The following is a 19648-nucleotide window of genomic DNA, read 5'->3' as shown; positions in this document are numbered from 1 at the left end:
ACGTCACATACTCGAGCTATGTAAGGATTAAATCTCTAAGTATTCCACGTCTTTTCCCATTAAATGGGCGAACTCTATTTCTCTTTGCGTACTCTCTCCTATGTATCCACCTGGATTGATTACATATATGGCATCAGACATGTTGATCTTATGAAAATGAAGCCTGCCGAACAACTCAACCTGCTCATCCGTAACCGATATACCCTCGCTCTTCTCAAAGAATGCCAGACTTAATACGATATTCCCCTGTAACGTCAACATTTTATTGGCTTCCTCGAACTGAGACTTGAATCGGGTTGAGCCGCACAAGGTTATCACTTTCGGTTTAGGTCCTGCCAGCATATTGCTTTCACTCTCCTAATACATAAAATAGACCTTCAAGCTGAGTTGAAGGTCTGTTTATTCCTATTATACTAGATCCATCTCAGAAATGGTCGATTGCTTATCTTAACTTGATTCAGATTCGCCCATTGACGAATCGCCTTAAGCGCATCATCCTCACGCTCCAAGAATCTGCAGCATTGATTGGAAGAAAGGATCTTCGTGCCTTTCAAGCGGATTCCAACCACAGGCTTCCAATACCCTTGGATGATAATCTCGTCAATATTTTCAACCGGAACGATCTTATCCATTAGCGTAATTGTGTTATGTCCTAACCTTATATCGCCAGGCTTCTTGAGGGTGCGCAATCCAGCAATGAGCAGCACGATAACATTAATAACCGTTAAGCCTATGAACAAGTACGTCGTGCCGCGCAATAAACCATGCAATGAGATATAGGTGTACATGATCGTTAACACGCTTAGATAAGCGAAATAGACAAGACCTGATGGGCCTTTGGCTTTAAATATGGATTGGGTTTTCATCAAAATGTACTCCTCTCAGTTTGATATGAGAATATATGCGCTCACGACTCAACATTTGCCACATATTCGCCATATTTGCAATCGCTTACAATCATAAAGGTTATGTATATGCGTAAGTTAGAAGCTGCGCCCCCTTTATTCCGCTGTTCTAAACATCTAATTTTGTTCCATTATATACCATTCTATTCCAAACTGCCACACATTGTTCTTATTTTTGATGATTTTTTGTCATAATTATTTACGAAATAATATTGACTTTATGCTAAGTAAGTGGTTTGTAACCGTAAATTAAACTGCAATCCTGATCAATACCTCTTCTATGTGCGCGAACACAAAGAAGAGGCCGTCCCAGAAGTCATTTTTCACATGACTTTTGGGACAACCCCTTTATTGTTAACGGTAATAAATTGACAAACTTGAACTCGACATCTTGGAACGGTCTATCTCAGTTGAGACGTTAAAAAACTACATCTCAGCTCCAAAATCAGCTCGAAAAAGGGCTGAGATGCATAAAATTGACGTCTCAGACGGCAGAAACGCCTTAGCGAGCCGGAAAACATAGCTGAGACGTCGAAAAACTACATCTCAGCTCCAAAATCAGCTCGAAAAAGGGCTGAGATGCACAAAATTGACGTCTCAGACGGCAGAAACGCCTCGGCGAGCCGGAAAACATAGCTGAGACGTCGAAAAACTACATCTCAGCTCCAAAATCAGCCCGAAAAAGGGCTGAGATGCACAAAATTGACGTCTCAGATGGCAGAAACGCCTCAGCGAACCGGAAAACATAGCTGAGACGTCGAAAAACTACATCTCAGCTCCAAAATCAGCTCGAAAAAGGGCTGAGATGCACAAAATTGACGTCTCAGCTTTCCTAACCGTCTCCCGAGCTTAAAACAGGGGCTTTCCCATTTACTTATGAGTCAGCCCCTTATGTCTGAACTGAAATCTATCTACACATTATAGGCACGTTATTCGTACATGTTGCTCAGCAGAGAGCCTAACAGCATCCAATACCTACTGAACTCGATGCCCATCCTCAAACGTCGCCAAGGAAGGCATATATGTTCCATTCATGATTGACGTATGCAGTGCGTTCATCATTTGGTGGAATCCGTTGTAATAATCCTTGGCTGGGGAGTTCAATGTCGATGGCGGCTCCATATTCTCCACTTCAACGGCTTGAAACTCACCGCCATAGCTGACTTTTATTTCTCGATCATTTGCATGATCAGCGTCCCTTGAGTTCCATAGATTTCAAGCAGCCAGCCGGTTCCACGAACCGCGGGATAATACAGTTCAGCCGAAAACGAAGCACCCTCTGCAAAATGGCCCACTACATGAAATGCATCATCCGCATCTCGTACTTCTGCATCGAGTTCCCCTATCTGATGAGGTACTTTCGTCTCCATCATCGCGTACACATCACGAATCGGTTGATCCATCCACCACATCAGCGAATCGAGCATGTGAGATCCAATCGCGAACAGCATCCCTCCGCCTTGTTCTTTCCTGCCTTCCCATCCAAGATGAGTTGACGTCAACGCTTGATATCCCGAGAAGCTTCCTTGATAACGAATATGTTGAACAGTTCCCAACCGCTTCTGATCGAGTATCGATCTGATCGCTTGCCTTACGGGAAGCCATCTCCATTGAAAGTTGACGAAGCCAAGCTTATTGGAATGCCCCAGTGATTCAACCATGCGACTGGATTGCTCGCTATTATAAGCCATCGGTTTCTCACATAGGACGTGGAGTCCTTTCGACAGCGCATAGTGCGCCATATCCTGATGAAGTGCCGGCAGCGATGTAATCGATACTAGGTCTATATCTTCATGATTAAGCATCTCTTTCCAATCTGAATATTCACGAGTTCCGGAGAATGTATTATACTCGATCAACTTATCTTTTCGATATACACTAGCAATTGCACGCACTTCAAACCCTTTATGGAGATTGAATAGCGGAGCATGGACTGACGATCCAAACCCCGTGCCTATGATTCCGACTCGAACAATTGACATTGTGCAGCACCTCTATTGGGTCAATGAGATTAATAGGTTAATTCAGTCCATGTCGCACGCACGTATCCGATCCTCATCCCGACATGCTCCATATTGCGATGACTCTGAGACAAGAGAGCACATTGACCGACCACCATCGAGCACCGATGCTGATAGGCCTCTTCAATTCTTTGCATCAATAACCGCCGCTGCAATCCCTTATTGCGGTATTGGGGCAGCGTTGCCGCAGACGTTAAGGAGGCAATTCCATTGTTTATGTACATTACGCCAACCGCAGCAGGCTCACCGTTCCATTCCGCGACATAATACTTCCATTGATCTTGAAGAAACAGCACGATATTGTTCTGTGCAACGCTAGCGATTCCGTCATCCCCTAGCCCAAACCCTTTGCAATGAATGGCCGCGTACAGCTCGAGCTCATCTTCATGCAATTCTCGAATCGTAATATATTCATCCGGTTCGAGTGCGAATTCGATAGGCTCGATATATAAAGACGCGTGAAATCCAGATTGGTAAAATCCTTGGTCTGCAAGCGACTTTAGTACGTAATGATCAGCTAGAGCAGGTACGATCTCAAATTGTATCTTGCGATTGCGAGAGCGATAGAATTCTATAATCGAATCCAAATGCTCCAGATCCGCACTACACAGCCCCTTGACTGTATTAAATGCCGGCCATGGCATCGTTCTACTGTACAAACAGATCGTGTGCCCGAATCGTTCAACCTCAACACCTTCTGGGTTGCCATTTCGACTCTTAATGGCATGCATGCGGTTGTTCATATAGTCAATTTCGGAATCTTCAATATGTTGAAGCTGTTGTATAGAAGGGATCAATTCACTCATAGAGTACCTCGATATGAAGAATTGTGTTCCATCCATTTTCGCAATATCGCGGCATGACGAGGAAATGCAAACTCTTCAAACGGAATGTGGTCAATCGAAAACCACGCCAGCTCGAGCGACTCTTCAGACTTTCGAATGCTGCCGTCGACAACTCTCGCCTCATACCCAACGATACAGGCTTGCATGCCTCCGAGTACATCTAGTAATGAAATCACTTCGATCTGCAGTCCTGTTTCCTCATAAACTTCTCGGATGATGCATTTCTCAATCGATTCTCCTTGCTCTGCCATACCTCCCGGCAATCCCCATAAGCCATATCCCGGCTCTATACCTCTGCGCTCTAATAGGATCTTGCCTTCGTGATGTACAACCCCGATTGCACCAACTACTTGATTCGGATAATACGTATAATGACCTGAAGAACAATGTATATAACTCTTTCCTATCACATATGTACCTGTTAGCTTATCTCCACACAACGGACAGAATATGAACGGTTCCACATGTAAGCACCTCCCTAGCTGCTAGATTAATCTAAATGATCCTTATCGAATTTATTTTGAAGTTCTTCAGGAACTATGAATTCTTTATGTCGCGCCAGATTCGGCTCACCAATGTTCAAGAACAGTTGAGTTTAACGTAGCTTTTGGAAAAAGTCATTATAAATCAAAACGATTTCTCGCATAACCAACAAAGAATGACTGACGGTATCAACTTCCAGAGCGTGTGAAGCTTCCCGAATCGGAAATACTTCAATATCCTGAAGACCCTTGATTGTACGAATACTGTCCTCACTGAATGAGTCATCTTTCGTGCCGTAAATTACAGCCCCTCTATTGTTCTGGATGTATGGAACGGATGCATTAATCGGTGTTAAAAATAGATGACAAATGGGCAAATGATCAATAGCAGCGGCAACTTCACCAGCCACAAGTGTGCCCAAGCTCTTGCTCACAAATATGATCTGCTCATATGAGGAGGCTGCCTGCAATATCGCCTCCTTACATTCCTGTACAATCTGATCCATGTCATCTCGGTTAAACGGTACTCTAGCACTTTGATAGCCATATTCCAGCAGCAATGCGTCGTGATTAAACTCCACTGCGCTCTTCGCAGCATAATACAATACCGGCAAATCGCATGAATAGCTAAGCCCTGGAAAACAAACCACAAGAGAAGATGAACCATTGGAAATGTGTCGATGCTTCACATCTCTCCCCCATGCTGAAGGGAGTGTAATAGAATTAATGTTCATAACTCATCATCCTTTCCTGTATACAGCAAGACCCAGCCATCGATATTTGCGATTCTAGGCCGGGTCATATGCGGTCGTTGTATTGTATTTATAGGAACGGCTCCCTGGTTGTTATAAGATTTCGATAGTGTGAAGTCGATCCATTAAGGCAGCTGCCGCTTCCATAAGAGTCTTGCGCACACCCATCACATCGTTCAGGACATCGAACCTCAGATTATCCGGTATCATTAGCCAAGCAACAACAATTTGCTCCTGTACCGTAATGTCACTTAACAATAGCTCATGGTAACTGAATGGAAATTGGTCGGTCGCTAATAATCGTTCTACACGCAAGGCCACACATAAAGACTTAATAACCAAATTACGCAATTTTCCATCTGAAAGTAGTCCCGCTGGTTCAATATTGGATAAGTGATTACGGAGATTCATCACAGAATCAGCCAGCAATCTCTTGCTGAAGCTCAAGAGAGCTTGGTTAGAGGGTTTTATCAGGAGCTCATGACCATAGATGAGCTGTCCTTCATAATATAATAATGGATTGATATAACGATTGAACCCAAGATTCATATACTCGTTTAAAGTCAAGCACTTTGGCTTCAGCTCGAATTTGCTATCGGAATCGTTTAATCCGTTAATAAGCTTCCCCACAATCGACATACTTTCTATCGATAGTGAATGAAAGAAGCAAATTACATCTACATCTGATTCTGCTGTCTGCTCTCCTCTGACAAAACTCCCAGTGAGATATATCGCGAGAAGATTATTACCGCAATGCACTACCATTTCTTCAGTAAAGCGATTCATTAACTTGCGGACCATTCACGACACGTCTCCTTAACAGCATTATATCCGTAATACAGCGTTGCTTACTCTCAGGAGAGAAATATTGCCCCTATATACTCATCATGCGACTTAACATAATGTTGGAGTATATTCCAATTATGAGTATAAGCTCATTGTTACATAACTGCTAGGCAAGTCGCAAGCCATTATCTATGAATTGATTGACTTAGAGGCTTTTGGACTTCGGACAATAAATAAGAGGCATCTATATATAACGTAACCTATGAATACTCCCAACGTATTCAGAATGATATCGTCGATATCAAAACTTCCACGTCTGCTTAGCATTTGCAATAGTTCCACGATCGTAATGCTTGTTATAAACATCAGAATGAATTTCCAAAGCCGCACCTTGATGATGATTGGGATCAAGACACCGAACGGAACGAATACTCCGATATTTCCAACTAAATTAATAAACCAGATCTTGAAGTTAAAGTTATCCACTTGCAGGAACTGCTTGATCGTAACAAAAGGGGTCAAATTGTACCTTAACTCTTCGCCTTGAATATATGATCTTCCAAATCCAAACAGCATCAAGTAAAGCACACATAGTGAATACAAGATAATGACTGTTGTTGCTGAATATCGAATCCATTTTATGCCCTTCATCGCATATGTCTCCTATATCATCTTGATCTCCTTCATGATACTAACTGCTGCAGTCTCTAATTGCGCCAACTGTTCAACGGAGCGCGGCTTAAAACCAAGATCGTTCAACGCAGCTTGAATAGATGCAGGCAGCTGGTGAATATGCTGTTCCAAGGTCATGCCTTCTTTCGCTATTGAAAGGTAGCACCAGAATGCTTCTCCTGCTAGTTGCCAATGGATATTGTGCCAGTCTCCATTTTGCATATATCGAGCGGCTTTTCGTCTGACGAGAGTATCTTGGGTGCTATCTAATGCGAAGTTCGTTCCATATCGTTCACGCACATAGGTGCTGTACATGCTCAAAGCTTTAAGCCATCGATCGACCTCTGACGGGTGTGAGCACGCTGGAAATACAATCTGTTTCAGCAGTTCGTATGAATCGAGTTCGCTCAGACATCTTAACAATCCCCCTGTAGACACCTCTCCGTCAGTAAAATAAGCGTATGCAAACGCTGCGTCGATCACGGCAGAATGTGCTGCCAGCCCCGCGGTTATCCACTGCTCTCCTTGTATGCTGTGATGCAGCCATTGAATTCGAGACTGTACAACTTCACTAGCCTGCTTTAGCATAAGCTGACGGCCCTCACGCGAGTTCAGATAAGATATTGCTTCATCTCGCAATTGTTTGAACTTGCCGACAGGATCATATATAACCTTTGCTTCCAGCATAAATCGATAATCCCAAGGATTCTGTTCGATGTCTGATCGTTGAGGCATCGTATGAATATCCAGTTGGATCGCCTGATTGTTGTGTATGATATTGTAGCTGTCACTTCTATTCGATTCTAATACATAATAAATCAGATCCAGATCACTGTACTCATCCGCTTCTCCTCGGCCTACTGAACCGCCAGCAAATGCACATACTAGATCTGCCGGTATTGAATCCTGCAGGTAGTCGGCTCCTAATTGCAATAGCCTCTCATTATAGTTCATCGATTCACACCTTCTTCCATGTACGATTGAACGGCCTAACATATATGTAGAAGTTTAACATCTATCAATTGTTTTGTGAAATTGTAAGACATTATCAAATTAGGTACTTGTCAACATGTAAAAATGGGGCTCCTCCCACAAGTAATCAAATCTACTTACGGGACAGCCCCATATATTCATAAACTTTTTCTATGCGCCCAGATCCTCGTGGCGAGCGACGCCTGAACTGCAGGCGGCATGAATGACAGCCTCTTTTACTTTTTCCGCAACATGAGGATTGAACACACTCGGAATAATATTATACTCGTTCAATTCATCCTCGGTAATGACGGATGCGATCGCTTTAGCAACTGCAAGCTTCATCTCTTCCGTAATCTGCGATGCTCGGCAATCGAGCAAGCCTCGGAATAAGCCCGGGAAGCAGAGCACATTGTTAATCTGGTTCGGATAGTCCGAGCGACCAGTTGCCATAACGCGTACAAGCCCTTCTGCTTCTTCAGGGAGTATCTCAGGTGTAGGATTAGCCATCGCGAACACGATAGGATCCTTCGCCATCTTGCTAATATGCTCGCGTTTCAATACGCCAGGACCGGAAACACCGATGAAGATGTCTGCGCCTTCAATGACCTCGGACAATGATCCAGTCTCGCGCTCCGGATTCGTATTCTCCGCATACCATTGCCAAGTTTCATTTTCATAGTTCTGACCTTTAACGAGAGTACCCATGCGATCCACACCGATAATGCGCGTCACGCCCGCTGCAAGCAATATCTTGGTACAAGCCGTTCCCGCTGCGCCGATACCGCAAAGTACGACCTTGCAGTCTTCAAGACGCTTGCCTACTACTTTCACTGCATTATATAATCCTGCCAACAGGACAACCGCTGTTCCATGCTGATCATCATGGAATACAGGAATGTCAATTTCTTCACTTAGTCTCTTCTCAATTTCAAAGCATCGAGGTGATGAGATATCTTCAAGGTTGATCCCGCCGAAGGCTGGAGCAATCCGTTTAATCGTTTCAATAATTTCTTCCGTATCTTGAGTATTCAAACAGATAGGGAACGCATCAACATCAGCAAACTGCTTGAATAGCATCGCCTTGCCTTCCATAACAGGCATTGCGGCAAGTGGGCCAATATCACCTAAGCCCAATACTGCTGTACCATCTGAAACGACAGCAATGGTGTTGCGCTTAATCGTTAACGTATGAGCTTTATCAGGATCTTCGTGAATAGACATGCATACATTGGCTACACCAGGCGTGTAGACGCGTGATAGATCATCTCGAGACTTAATGGCCACTTTAGGTGTAACTTCAATCTTCCCGCCTAAGTGCATAAAGAAGGTTTGATCCGTCACCTCCAGAACCTTAACACCATTAAGCTTATTCAACTGCTCCGCAATGAGGTTCCTTCCATTCGCATCATTCAAATTAACCGTAATATCACGAATTGTTGTGTTCTGATCAGATTTACCGACATCTATTGCCACGATATCGCCGCCTGCTTCACCGATAGCAGTAGCTACTCGTCCAAATGCTTCTGTATCTTTGATCATTTCTACGCGAATTACAATTTTAGTTTTAGATGTTTTTGGCAACTCCACCATAGTCACTCTCCTATATTTCTCTACCTGCCAACCTTTAATATTACGGGATTATGACTCTTTTGACTATGATGGTAATCATGGGAAATTTGCTACTTTTGGTCATTTTGATTATTCTGCATCAGGAAACGGTCTTCACAAACTCTACTTCTCCGTAGTTTATCAATCAATGCCCTATCATCATACAATTCTTATTCAGGTTGAGAGTTATGCCCAAGCTAGTCACTTTTACAAACAATACGTCATCTAACTCGAACAGCTCTACTCCTTCATAATACGTATAGTGACTATTTAGAATAACCGCTTCTCTCTCAGGGAACGCGAAGGTATATTCGTTCTCGTCATGAACCATATATTCATGAAATAGACTTGCACGAATGTACTGCTCGCCTTCTAACAGAACCAGCGGGTACTCCTTCCTGCCATCCGAATATAGCTTCAGATCATTGGAGATAAATTGATATCGCGTGGAGTGCCTAATTATGGTTCTCACCTGCTGCTTACTAAGCGGCAATTCCAGTGAATGACGGTTCCTCATATCTTCGAAGACATCGACAAATTGGCCAAGCGCCATTAGCACACACCCACCTATAATACTCACAATTACGGTGATGGGTTCTGCCACATTCACTCCCAGCATAGCGCCCCATCCAAGCATGACAATCCCGATTACTTTTAAAAATAACCCCATACCTTCACCTCTCTCGCTAAAATATATCCCTTATTATTCCATTATATTAGATGAAACAGACAGTCAGCATCTATAATACATCTTAAAATTCAAACACTTGACTTCAGCAACTAACCAATGGTAAGTTATAAACGAAATATCATTTGATCCATCTAGGAGGAAATCATCAGTGTCACACTTAGAACAAGTTATGAATGAACGTCATTCTGTTCGTGTCTACGACCCATCATTTACAATAGATCAAGAAGAAATTAAGGATATGCTGAAGCAAGCCGCTTCTGCTCCATCATCCAGCAATCTGCAGCCTTGGCGCTTTCTTGTCATTCAGGATCAAGAAGTAAAGAAGGAATTGCGTGCGATTGCCAACAATCAAGCTCAAGTAGAAACTTGTTCTGCTGTTATTGCGGTAATAGGCGATTATGAAATGTATAAAAAAGTAGAACAAATATATTCTCAAAATGTGGCGGAAGGCTTCATGGATGAGGTAAGTAAAGAGCGTATGGTTGCTTCAACGAATGCAATATATTCAAATGCGCCGCAAGCGGCATTGCGCAATATCGCCAGCTTTGATGCAGGATTAATCTCCATGCAGTTGATGCTGATTGCGAAAGATCGCGGCTACGATACGGTAGCGATGGGCGGATTCGATAAGGCGAAATTTGCACAACGCTTCGAGCTGCCGGATCATCAATTCCCTATCATATTAATAGCTCTAGGCAAAGCAGCAGCCCCTGCATACGGTTCTTCCCGACTGCCAATGGATGAGATAACTTCGTTTATGTAATCTATATCAACTACAAAACGTCCAAATGGTGTGCGGTAGTCACAGCCATTTGGACGTTTTCATGTTAATGCTTCAGCTTCTCAGCTACAGATTGAAGCTTCTGCGCTCTAGAGCTCGGCTTATCGCGACGGTCGTCAATCTTAATGGAAGTCGACACGCGGCCAACTCCTTGCTCAAAAGGTACTTCGTGCAGCACGCGTATGACCTCAAACAGACGGTCTATGGGACCCTCAATAATCGTGCTCATTGGCGTAAGCTCATGAGAAACACCTTCCAGACCCGCTAACACATGTTCAATGCGAGCAACATACTCACTGACACTCGTTGTACCTGTCCCAAGAGGGATAATCGTAATCTCGGCAATCGCCATTATCTAGTAGTCTCCTTCCAATTTGCGCATATTCACTTATCCCTTATACATACATCAACAGCTCGGATAGCTCGCTAATTTCGTAATTCGGAACGATTCCAGTTGAATTGGCATTCCGCTGCGGGTTATACCAGCACGTATCGATTCCATAATTGATTCCACCCTGAATATCAGAGCTAAGTGAGTCGCCTACCATCAGAACCCCCTGCTTATCCCGTATACCCATTTTGTCGAACGCATAATCAAAGATGCCGGTCTGCGGCTTCTGATAGCCCGTCACTTCAGAAATGATGATGTGCTCGAACGTATGTTGAAGTAAGGATCTGCTGATTCTGCCAAGTTGAACTTCCTTAATGCCATTTGTAATGATCGACAGACGGTAGCCAGCGCTTAATAATTGTTCGCACAGCTCAACCGCGCCGTCAATTAAGAACGCGCCCTCAGCCAAATATTTAATATAAGCAGAGCTTACTCCTTCAGCATCGAACTCCGACTGCCAATTGTGGGCGGCAAACCATCTTCTGAACCTTTCCGTTCTCAACACTTGAGAGGTGATAAGCCCCTTCTCCAGCTCATTCCACAACTGCTTATTAATGCTCTTATAAGTTGCTATCTGTGCTTCATCGCACTCGATTCCGATCTCTTTGCATGTTTGCGTTAATGCGAATGATTCTGTAGCCGCGAAGTCAAACAAAGTTTCATCAGCGTCAAATAATATAATCGGGTATTTCATGTCAGTCCTCCTTGGCTCAATACGAAAAGAATCCTCAATCAATACGATCCCCTCGGACCGTTATTTCCAATAATCGTAAACAGCATTACTCATGTTGTGCTAAATATTGATAGATAGTCGCGAATAACAAACTCTGCTCCGCACCCCGAATATTGTGGTTCGAGTGTTCGAACTCCTTGACCGTAAGGTGCTGAATCATATTCCTATATCGGCAGAGATCGGCATCGTTGATTAAGGATCCTGGCAGCAAGCCTCTCATAATAAGTGCGGGCAGCTCCAGCTTGTATGCGAGATCAATCTGAGTGGAATCTGCCTGTATTCCTCTGACAGCATCCTCTCGTATATAGAGTTCACGATGATAAGGGATTAAATAATCATGTATGTATTCATCTGCCCATTCGAGCTGCATTTCCTTATGCTCCGGCGGATAATCCTCCAGCAATAACGATCGAATGCTGTCCGCATGTTTATGAGCGAAACCGAGCGCATAAGATGCCCCTCGTGAATACCCGAAGAGATGGAATTGTTCAATTCCAGCATCTGATCGCACACATTCGATATCTCTAATATGCTCCTCGAGGTCGTAGCCTCTCGAAGGAGTGCCGCTATTGCCTCTCCCTCTAAATGACAGCACTACGCATCTTCTCGGCAGCAGATATTCGAGTACGTCAACGTATTCTTCCGCCGTTTCGGACAGACCAGGACAGATGATTAATGGGACAAGCGCTGGATTCGCAACCGTCGCGGAATCTAGGTAGTGTATGGATACACCATTATTGTTCACATACTTTGACTCGAATCTCATGTTTATCACCCCTCAACCGCAACTCAGATAACAGATTAACCTAGCTTTTAACTAGCATAAATTTTACACATCCATTTTACAACCCTAATATTGATTGCAACATAACAGTATATATTCCGTCTGATGTAGTGAGGAGGGATTATATGGGATTAAATAAAGTGTTATTGGGGTTGGTGATACTTAGCGTAATATTAACAACTGCATGCTCAAACAGCACTCCCACAAAAGATATGGGAGAGCTGTATAGTTTGGCATTAGATTCATACATGCCAATTGATAAAGCTCTAAATAGTGGTATGAAGTATATTGCAATTGACATGAGTAATTTTAAGGATATAGATGAAACAGATAAGAATCAAATACTAAATTATTTTGAAAAATATAACGTCGAGGTCATGGAAGCGACATATGAGCAACTAATAGAAAAGGGTTTAAATGACCCCCAGTCATTGGTGCTTCATGGCGTGTTATTACGTGTCGAGAAGACTGACATTTCAAAGAATCGAATTGTTATCGAAGGTTCCAAGTACAGATCTGGCACCGGGGCAATTGGAACGAAGATCGTTATTGATTACAAAAACGGAAAATGGCAGATTACAAAAACAGAGGGAACCTGGGAAAGTTAATTTGTAGTTATTTTCATTCGCTCTAGTTGCTGTGCTTGTTGTATGATACTCTCGATGAACGAGGACTTGGCGTCGGTATATAAACGTCGATCATGCTGGTATTTCTGCTCCAGGTGCTTCTTGAGGTCGTAATATTCCTTCACAGCCTCCGGATGGCTTCTCATATAGTCGCGAAATAAGAGCTGATTATTCCATTGATCGCTTTCATGCCGATAGATATGCAGATGATGCGTTCCAGCACGCCATAGCCCTCTTCTGAAAAATAACCGCTCAGGGAATTCCTGCTTCGGTACATATTTAAAATCAATTGCTGCAAGACGATCAATGTGAGCCTGCCCCACATGCTCCAGTTCTCGCACCCCCGCCATGATATCTATGATTGGCTTAGCTCCCAGGCCTGGAACCGAGGTGCTCCCGATATGCTCAATCTCGACGCATATGTCTTGCAGAGCAGATTGTATCTTAACACGCTCCGTATCATACTCTTGCTGCCATTCCGTTCTATATTCTGAGATGATCACTTGTATGTTCATACAGATTGTTCTTATTCCTCTCTAGATTGTGTGATACGATCCAGGTGATCTAACATAATTGATGACTTCATGTTGGCTATTGAGTCGGCTTTCCAGGCATCTTCAATAGAAGCTGGTTGATTGATTCTTCTTCTTTCCATTCGATTCGGATGACTGAATTGCTTATGAAGTCATTCACATCATCCATATTGCTAAACGTGTAGTAGCGATACATCCGATACTGCTCCCCTTGATCCAAATATCCATGTCCAGGTTCATCTGTCCCGCTTCCGTGTGTATATCGATACGGAACTGCTTCATTAAATGTATAATGAATAGACTCAGCGCGCATCTCGCCTCTATTCATAAGATCCACCATAATATTGACCAGGATCGAGCCAGGCTCAGCCGATGGCTCTACTTGTTTGATAAGACTTTCGTCCGTAATTAACTCATAATGAATGGAACTCCATATGTCTACCCTCTTTGCAGAATTCTCGAAAGAATCTATTAGCGGTTGACTGACTGATTCCGAACTGCAGCCTACTAAAATGATGGAACAGATAACAGCACAAGCAAGTTTATTTATCGCTTTCATCGCTATCTCCTTCACTATGCTAAGTTCTCATTTACATATGAACATTGATTTATTGATTACATGTTACCACATTACGCATTCGAAATAATACATATTATCCTTATTTTACTAATATACTCTTGAGATAATTGACTGAATGATCTATACTAAACGACTCATTTTACCTATATTAGTTATATATCGGAAGTTTTATTTCGTTGAAGCATTGCACATTTCCGAAAAGGAGAATGAATCATGGGACCGTTCTCAAACGACTTGCTGAAGGATAAAGTTGTCCTGATCACCGGAGGAGCAACAGGGCTGGGACGCGCTATGGGAGAGAAGTTTCTTGGGCTTGGCGCTCGCTTAGCAATTACTAGCCGACGTGAAGAAGTGTTGAAGAAGGCTTCTGAGGAAATGAGCACCAGCGACAATACCGTGTTCTATAAGCCATGCGATGTTCGAGACCCCGTTCAGATTCAAGATCTAGTTGAAGCTGTTGAACAGCATTTCGGACGTATCGATGTGCTGATTAACAATGCGGCGGGCAATTTCATCAGCCCAACAGAGCGGCTGTCCCCGCGCGCCGTAGACGCAGTGCTCAACATTGTGCTTCATGGTACATTTTATACGACATTAGAAGTTGGCAAACGCTGGATCGAGCGCGGGCATTCCGGTACGATGCTGAACATTGTGACTACATATGCATCGACAGGCTCAGGATTTGTCGTGCCGTCCGCAGCCGCGAAAGCCGGTGTACTGGCGCTTACCCGATCTCTCGCAGTAGAATGGGCGAGACATGGAATACGCCAAGTTGCGATTGCACCGGGACCATTCCCGACGGATGGAGCATGGTCGCGGCTTATGCCTACGCCAGAATTAGAGCAGCGGATGATGAACCGCATTCCGATGCGGCGTGTTGGCGATAAAGAAGAGTTGGCTAATCTTGCAGCCTACCTCATATCTGACTACGCCAGCTATATTAATGGTGAAGTGATCACGATTGATGGCGGCGAGTGGCTGCAGGGCGCCGGTCAATTCAATGACCTGCTCGAGGTTAACGACGAGCAGTGGGATATGCTGGCGCAATTGACCCGCAAGGGCAAGTAGTCGTAGTCACAACAAAACAGGCTGCCGCGGCAGCCTGTTTCATTAGCTCGTATACGATTTCAATATTTCCTGCAGCTTTAAGGCAAGCCCTACCTTGCCATCAATCTTGAGCGTGCGCATCATGAACGCCATCGTGGTATTGAGCTCATCCTTCAACAGCTTGCGCAGATTGTCAGCTGATAGAGTCAGCGTACAATCCGCAGTCAAGGCATCTCCGTCGACGACTTCGACATTCCCCTCTTGAAACTTGACCTGATAGGTCTCGCTATCTCCCAGATTGAACTGATATACAGCATTCAGCGTACGTATGGCTTCCGGCTCCGCGTGCATCAGATCTGCTAATTGCTGCAATTCATCGCGTATGGCCATCGGTATCACCTCCGCTGTCGGATGAAGTAACCGGTCTATCGATGACTCGGAATGTTCCGGTACCGGTAGCGCACAGATCACCGTTTTCTTTACGCGCATAAGCCTGCGCCGTCATCATCTTCCGTGAACTATGCACCATTTCTGCGGTTACATAGATACGGCCCTCAGACATCGGTGCTAAATAGTTCAAGTTTAAGTTCGTCGTGACTACACTTTCATTCGGACGAACCAGCATCACAATCAGCCCCATGGCGGAATCAATCAAGGTAGCATGTACGCCGCCATGCAGAATACCGATCAGATTCAGATGATGCTGCTTAATATCCAGTGAAACGACGACATGCTTGTCGCTTATTTCCTCGATATTGCAGCCAAGATATTCCCAGAACGTATTTTTAGCTGCAAATGCGAGTTTAGAATAATACGGATGGTTCATAATAGCTTCCATTTCCATAGTAGACGCTCTCCTGTTCCTGATGTGTGATATCTACCCGAGTTTACTTACTGTTTACCTGTACTGGCGGATCCGACTTCTGCTGCTTGCTCATCTTCTCGGCATCTTCCTCGATCAGCTTGCGGCGCAGCACTTTACCAACCAATGTCTTCGGCAGTGACTCACGGTATTCGTAAACTTGCGGTACTTTGTACGCCGATAATCTTTCCTTGCACCAACGCTTCAACCCATCCGGATCCTGCTTGCAACCATTTTTCAGCACGATATACGCCTTAACGGTCTCACCGCGATATGGATCATAGATGCCGGCAACAACAGCTTCCTCGATATCGGGATGCTCGAACAGCACCTCTTCGATTTCTCGCGGGTAGATGTTATAGCCGCTTGCGATGATCAGATCCTTGCGACGATCTAAAATGTATACATACCCTTCACTATCGACTTTACCCAGATCACCCGTAAACAGCCAACCGTTCCGCAGCGTCTGTGACGTTTCTTCAGGACGCTTCCAGTACCCCTTCATAACCTGCGGGCCGCGAATCACGAGTTCTCCTATTTCCCCAAGCGGCAATTCCTCGCCTGTTTCCGGATTCACGATGCGGGATTCGGTATCCGGAATTGGAATGCCGATCGAGCCGCTCTTACGCTTCTCCCATATGTTGTTTACATGTGTAACTGGTGAAGCTTCGGTTAGTCCATAGCCTTCAATCAGCTTGCCTCCGGTAATCAGTTCAAACTGCTCCTGTACCTCTAACGGCAGCGGCGCAGCTCCGCTAATACAGATATTGACCGAGGATAAATCATACTTCTTCACATCCGGATGATTTATTAAGCCAATATACATGGTCGGTGCTCCTGGAAATACAGACGGCTTTTGCTTATCGATCACCTTCAGCACTTGACTCGCATCAAAGCGCGGCAGCAGAATCAAGGTTCCCGCCAAGTAGACAGCCTGATTCAGCAGCACCGTCATTCCAAATACATGGAAGAAAGGAAGCGCTGCCAAATATTTTTCTTCGCCAACCCTGGCACGGTAGAACCATAACTTGGTCTGTATCGTGTTCGCAATCATATTGTGATGCGTGAGCATGACGCCCTTGGCATAGCCTGTTGTTCCGCCAGTATATTGAATCAGCGCCAGATCCTCTTCAGAATCAACAGGAACGGATATCGGCTGAGCCGTTGAATCCTTGAGAAACTGGACAAAGGACCGAACTTTCTCGTCATACCCTACGGTAACCGCCATGCCGTCTTTTTTAGCTTTAATCGGATACAGCAAGTTCTTTGGAAATGGCAAGTAGTCCTTAATTGAAGTAACCAAGATGTAATCCAGAGGTGAGGTTTCCGTCGATTTCTTCACGCGAGCAACGAGTGCGTCGAGCGTTACAATGATGCGAGCGCCGGCATCCTTTAACTGGTGCTCAAGCTCACGCGGCATGTAGAGCGGATTCGTCATCACGACGGTACAGCCTGCTAGGAGTGTGCCGTAATAAGCGATCACGCACTGCGGGCTGTTCGGCAGCATGACGGCGACTCGGTCACCCTTGCGAATGCCAAGCCGAAGCAAGGCATTCGCAAAACGGTAAGCCGAATCTAGCAATGTCTGATAGGATAACTTCTTTCCCATAAAGTCTAGAGCTGTCTTATGAGGATACTTTGCTGCTGTGTCAATTAACAGTTGCGCCAAATTATGCTTAGGATATGGATATTCCGCAGGGACCTCGACTGGATAACTCTCTAACCAAGGTTTATTGGGCATGACTACAGCTCCAATCTCGGGACATGATTTAGACTATATATTTCTCTGCTTCGATAACTTTGGCAGCGATTTGACGTTTCATAGCAATGGTATTTTCCGTTGTTCTTCTTGCCAGCTTCTTCAAGATCGAGAGTTGAGTGCGAAGCGTATCCCCTGATTCCATATGTGCAAGAACCTCTCTCGCCCATTGTTCAATCTTCTCGAACTCGTCATGGATAAACACAATCGTCATATCGATCGCATTCTGCGACTTTGCTTCTCCTGCTCGATCAATCATCTTGCAAGTGCGCAGCAAGGCGCTTTCCATCGCAAACACCGAGATCATCATATCAGCCAGATGGCTCAGCACTTCCTGTTCCTGTTCAAGCTTCATTTGATATTTCTGTACGGCTTGCGCTCCAGCCATCAAGAAAATCTTCTTCGCCATCGACAACAGATGAGTTTCCTGTGCAAGCGTACCCTCGAATAATTGACCTGGCATGAAGCTCAGAAGCTCCGACTGCAGCGCCATGGCCTTCTGCATCAGCGGCAGCTCGCCCTTCATCGCGCGCTTAATCAATGAACCCGGAATCAGCAAGCGGTTGATTTCGTTTGTGCCTTCGAATATGCGGTTTATGCGGGAATCTCTGTAATTGCGCTCAACGCGATACTCTTGAATGAACCCGTAACCGCCGTGAATCTGAACAGCTTCGTCTACGATGAAATCTAGCGTTTCGGAGCCAAATACTTTGTTGATAGAGCATTCTAACTGGTACTCGGCTATTGCCTTGGCTGACTGGTAGCCGACATTTGGACTTCCATGATCCACTTCAGCCAAGCCGACATCGAATAAACCAGCCGTACGATAAACCATGCTCTCCAGCACATATGACTTAATATTCATCTCTGCAAGTTTCTTCCCAATCAGCGGGAAGGATGAGATCTTGCGTCCGAATTGAGTGCGTTCATTCGCGTACTTCGCCGCATATTCGATCGAATCCTTGGAGCCGCCAACACAACCTGCGGCCAGCTTGAAACGGCCGATGTTCAAGATGTTAAATGCGATCAGGTGACCCTTGCCAACCTCCCACAGCAGGTTCTCCACCGGCACCTTCACATCTTCCAGAATCAATGGACAAGTGGATGAACCCTTGATGCCCATCTTCTTCTCTTCCGGTCCGATACTGAAACCTTCCATCGTGCGCTCCACGATGAAGGTGCTGAAGTCGGTTCCATTTACCTTCGCATATACAATAAAGATGTCTGCGAATCCTGCATTCGTAATAAATTGCTTCGTGCCATTCAGCACATAATGGGAACCGTCCTCTGTCAGAACTGCAGTCGTCTTCGCGCCCTGCGCATCAGAGCCGGATGATGGCTCAGTCAAGCAGTAAGCGGCTATCTTCTCGCCTGTGACGAGCGTTGGCAGGTACTTCTGCTTCTGCTCTTCTGTACCAAAGTAGACGATAGGCAGTGTGCCGATGCCGACATGAGCACCGACAGAAAGCGCGAAGGCAGACGCTTTGGTCAGATTCTCGTTGATCAGCGTTGAGCTGACCTTATCAAGCCCCAAGCCGCCGTATGCTTCAGGAACATCAGCACCGAGCAGTCCCAATTCTCCTGCCTTGCGCATCAGATCAACCGTCAATTCGTAATTCAGCTTCTCGATCGCTTCATCATGCGGAACAACATCTCCCGCAACGAAATCGGCTGTTGTCTCCGCAATCATGCGATGCTCTTCCGTGAAATCCTCTGGTGTAACTACATTTTGATATTCTACATCTTCAATAATAAAGCTCCCGCCCAACACCTTGCTCATCGTTTGACTCATACTTTTCATCTCCTTATATTTTA

General features: G+C 44.8%; 23 protein-coding genes. 3 read left to right on the top strand and 20 right to left on the bottom strand.

What is annotated here, in order from left to right:
• Positions 1-27: 27 nt before the first annotated feature.
• From AC3WTP_RS12815 to AC3WTP_RS12765, 11 genes are all read right to left on the bottom strand, one after another.
• Positions 28-342: a hypothetical protein gene (locus AC3WTP_RS12815; RefSeq protein WP_492395008.1), complete on the bottom strand. Its 315-nt coding sequence runs from the start codon at positions 340-342 to the stop codon at positions 28-30.
• 71 nt (positions 343-413) lie between these two features.
• Positions 414-866 (bottom strand): hypothetical protein, encoded by a 453-nt coding sequence (locus tag AC3WTP_RS12810; RefSeq protein ID WP_492395007.1) that lies wholly within the window; start codon positions 864-866, stop codon positions 414-416.
• Positions 867-2071: 1205 nt separating this feature from the next.
• A complete protein-coding gene (locus tag AC3WTP_RS12805) occupies positions 2072-2887 on the bottom strand; it encodes a Gfo/Idh/MocA family protein (RefSeq protein WP_492395006.1) in 816 nt (271 codons plus the stop codon).
• 29 nt (positions 2888-2916) lie between these two features.
• Positions 2917-3732, bottom strand: a complete 816-nt coding sequence (locus AC3WTP_RS12800; RefSeq protein WP_492395005.1) for a GNAT family N-acetyltransferase — start codon at positions 3730-3732, stop codon at positions 2917-2919.
• Entirely contained in the window at positions 3729-4235 is a 507-nt protein-coding gene (locus AC3WTP_RS12795; protein WP_492395004.1) for an NUDIX hydrolase, read from the bottom strand. Before AC3WTP_RS12795 ends, AC3WTP_RS12800 begins: the two co-directional genes overlap by 4 nt.
• A gap of 131 nt (positions 4236-4366) precedes the next feature.
• Complete coding sequence (locus AC3WTP_RS12790; RefSeq protein WP_492395003.1) at positions 4367-4987, bottom strand: alpha/beta hydrolase; 621 nt, start codon at positions 4985-4987, stop codon at positions 4367-4369.
• 111 nt (positions 4988-5098) lie between these two features.
• Positions 5099-5806: a nucleotidyltransferase domain-containing protein gene (locus AC3WTP_RS12785; protein WP_492395002.1), complete on the bottom strand. Its 708-nt coding sequence runs from the start codon at positions 5804-5806 to the stop codon at positions 5099-5101.
• Positions 5807-5980: 174 nt separating this feature from the next.
• The gene (locus AC3WTP_RS12780) at positions 5981-6442 is read right to left on the bottom strand and encodes a VanZ family protein (RefSeq protein ID WP_492395001.1); all 462 of its coding nucleotides are present in this window, start codon (positions 6440-6442) and stop codon (positions 5981-5983) included.
• Positions 6443-6454: 12 nt separating this feature from the next.
• Positions 6455-7417 carry a hypothetical protein gene (locus AC3WTP_RS12775; protein ID WP_492395000.1) on the bottom strand — a complete coding sequence of 321 codons (963 nt, stop codon included), beginning with the start codon at positions 7415-7417 and terminating at the stop codon, positions 6455-6457.
• A 189-nt stretch (positions 7418-7606) separates the two neighbouring features.
• Complete coding sequence (locus AC3WTP_RS12770) at positions 7607-9028, bottom strand: NAD-dependent malic enzyme (RefSeq protein WP_492394999.1); 1422 nt, start codon at positions 9026-9028, stop codon at positions 7607-7609.
• Between the two features lie 163 nt (positions 9029-9191).
• Positions 9192-9716, bottom strand: a complete 525-nt coding sequence (locus AC3WTP_RS12765; protein WP_492394998.1) for a hypothetical protein — start codon at positions 9714-9716, stop codon at positions 9192-9194.
• Between the two features lie 190 nt (positions 9717-9906).
• Between AC3WTP_RS12765 and AC3WTP_RS12760 the strand changes: the two genes are divergently transcribed.
• Positions 9907-10500: a nitroreductase family protein gene (locus AC3WTP_RS12760; RefSeq protein ID WP_492395132.1), complete on the top strand. Its 594-nt coding sequence runs from the start codon at positions 9907-9909 to the stop codon at positions 10498-10500.
• Between the two features lie 64 nt (positions 10501-10564).
• On the opposite strand, the gene AC3WTP_RS12755 is transcribed toward AC3WTP_RS12760, so the two are convergent.
• The 3 genes from AC3WTP_RS12755 to AC3WTP_RS12745 form a co-directional block, all read right to left on the bottom strand.
• Positions 10565-10870: an MTH1187 family thiamine-binding protein gene (locus tag AC3WTP_RS12755; protein ID WP_492394997.1), complete on the bottom strand. Its 306-nt coding sequence runs from the start codon at positions 10868-10870 to the stop codon at positions 10565-10567.
• A gap of 43 nt (positions 10871-10913) precedes the next feature.
• Complete coding sequence (locus tag AC3WTP_RS12750) at positions 10914-11603, bottom strand: YjjG family noncanonical pyrimidine nucleotidase (protein WP_492394996.1); 690 nt, start codon at positions 11601-11603, stop codon at positions 10914-10916.
• Between the two features lie 85 nt (positions 11604-11688).
• The gene (locus AC3WTP_RS12745) at positions 11689-12408 is read right to left on the bottom strand and encodes an alpha/beta fold hydrolase (protein ID WP_492394995.1); all 720 of its coding nucleotides are present in this window, start codon (positions 12406-12408) and stop codon (positions 11689-11691) included.
• A gap of 143 nt (positions 12409-12551) precedes the next feature.
• Here AC3WTP_RS12745 and AC3WTP_RS12740 point away from each other — a divergent pair, with 143 nt between their 5' ends.
• A complete protein-coding gene (locus AC3WTP_RS12740; protein WP_492394994.1) occupies positions 12552-13034 on the top strand; it encodes a peptide ABC transporter substrate-binding protein in 483 nt (160 codons plus the stop codon).
• Here the strand turns inward: AC3WTP_RS12740 and AC3WTP_RS12735 are convergent.
• A complete protein-coding gene (locus AC3WTP_RS12735; protein WP_492394993.1) occupies positions 13031-13567 on the bottom strand; it encodes a GrpB family protein in 537 nt (178 codons plus the stop codon). The genes AC3WTP_RS12740 and AC3WTP_RS12735 overlap by 4 nt on opposite strands.
• A gap of 76 nt (positions 13568-13643) precedes the next feature.
• The gene (locus AC3WTP_RS12730; RefSeq protein WP_492394992.1) at positions 13644-14144 is read right to left on the bottom strand and encodes a hypothetical protein; all 501 of its coding nucleotides are present in this window, start codon (positions 14142-14144) and stop codon (positions 13644-13646) included.
• 234 nt (positions 14145-14378) lie between these two features.
• On the opposite strand from AC3WTP_RS12730, the gene AC3WTP_RS12725 reads away from it, so the two are divergent.
• Positions 14379-15233, top strand: a complete 855-nt coding sequence (locus AC3WTP_RS12725) for an SDR family oxidoreductase (RefSeq protein WP_492394991.1) — start codon at positions 14379-14381, stop codon at positions 15231-15233.
• A 42-nt stretch (positions 15234-15275) separates the two neighbouring features.
• On the opposite strand, the gene AC3WTP_RS12720 is transcribed toward AC3WTP_RS12725, so the two are convergent.
• The 4 genes from AC3WTP_RS12720 to AC3WTP_RS12705 are packed head-to-tail and all read right to left on the bottom strand — an operon-like array spanning position 15276 to position 19625.
• Entirely contained in the window at positions 15276-15602 is a 327-nt protein-coding gene (locus AC3WTP_RS12720) for an SCP2 sterol-binding domain-containing protein (RefSeq protein WP_492394990.1), read from the bottom strand.
• Positions 15586-16056, bottom strand: coding sequence for a PaaI family thioesterase (locus AC3WTP_RS12715; protein WP_492394989.1), 471 nt, complete (start codon positions 16054-16056; stop codon positions 15586-15588). The genes AC3WTP_RS12720 and AC3WTP_RS12715 overlap by 17 nt, the downstream gene beginning before the upstream one ends.
• Positions 16057-16099: 43 nt before the next feature.
• Positions 16100-17815, bottom strand: a complete 1716-nt coding sequence (locus tag AC3WTP_RS12710) for a long-chain-fatty-acid--CoA ligase (protein ID WP_492394988.1) — start codon at positions 17813-17815, stop codon at positions 16100-16102.
• 28 nt (positions 17816-17843) lie between these two features.
• Complete coding sequence (locus tag AC3WTP_RS12705) at positions 17844-19625, bottom strand: acyl-CoA dehydrogenase FadE (RefSeq protein ID WP_492394987.1); 1782 nt, start codon at positions 19623-19625, stop codon at positions 17844-17846.
• Positions 19626-19648: the final 23 nt, after the last annotated feature.

The sequence above is a fragment of the Paenibacillus sp. EB106-04-04-XG159 genome (assembly GCF_058791835.1).
Note: the sequence above shows the minus strand (reverse complement) of the source record. Positions and strands in the feature narration are given on the sequence as shown.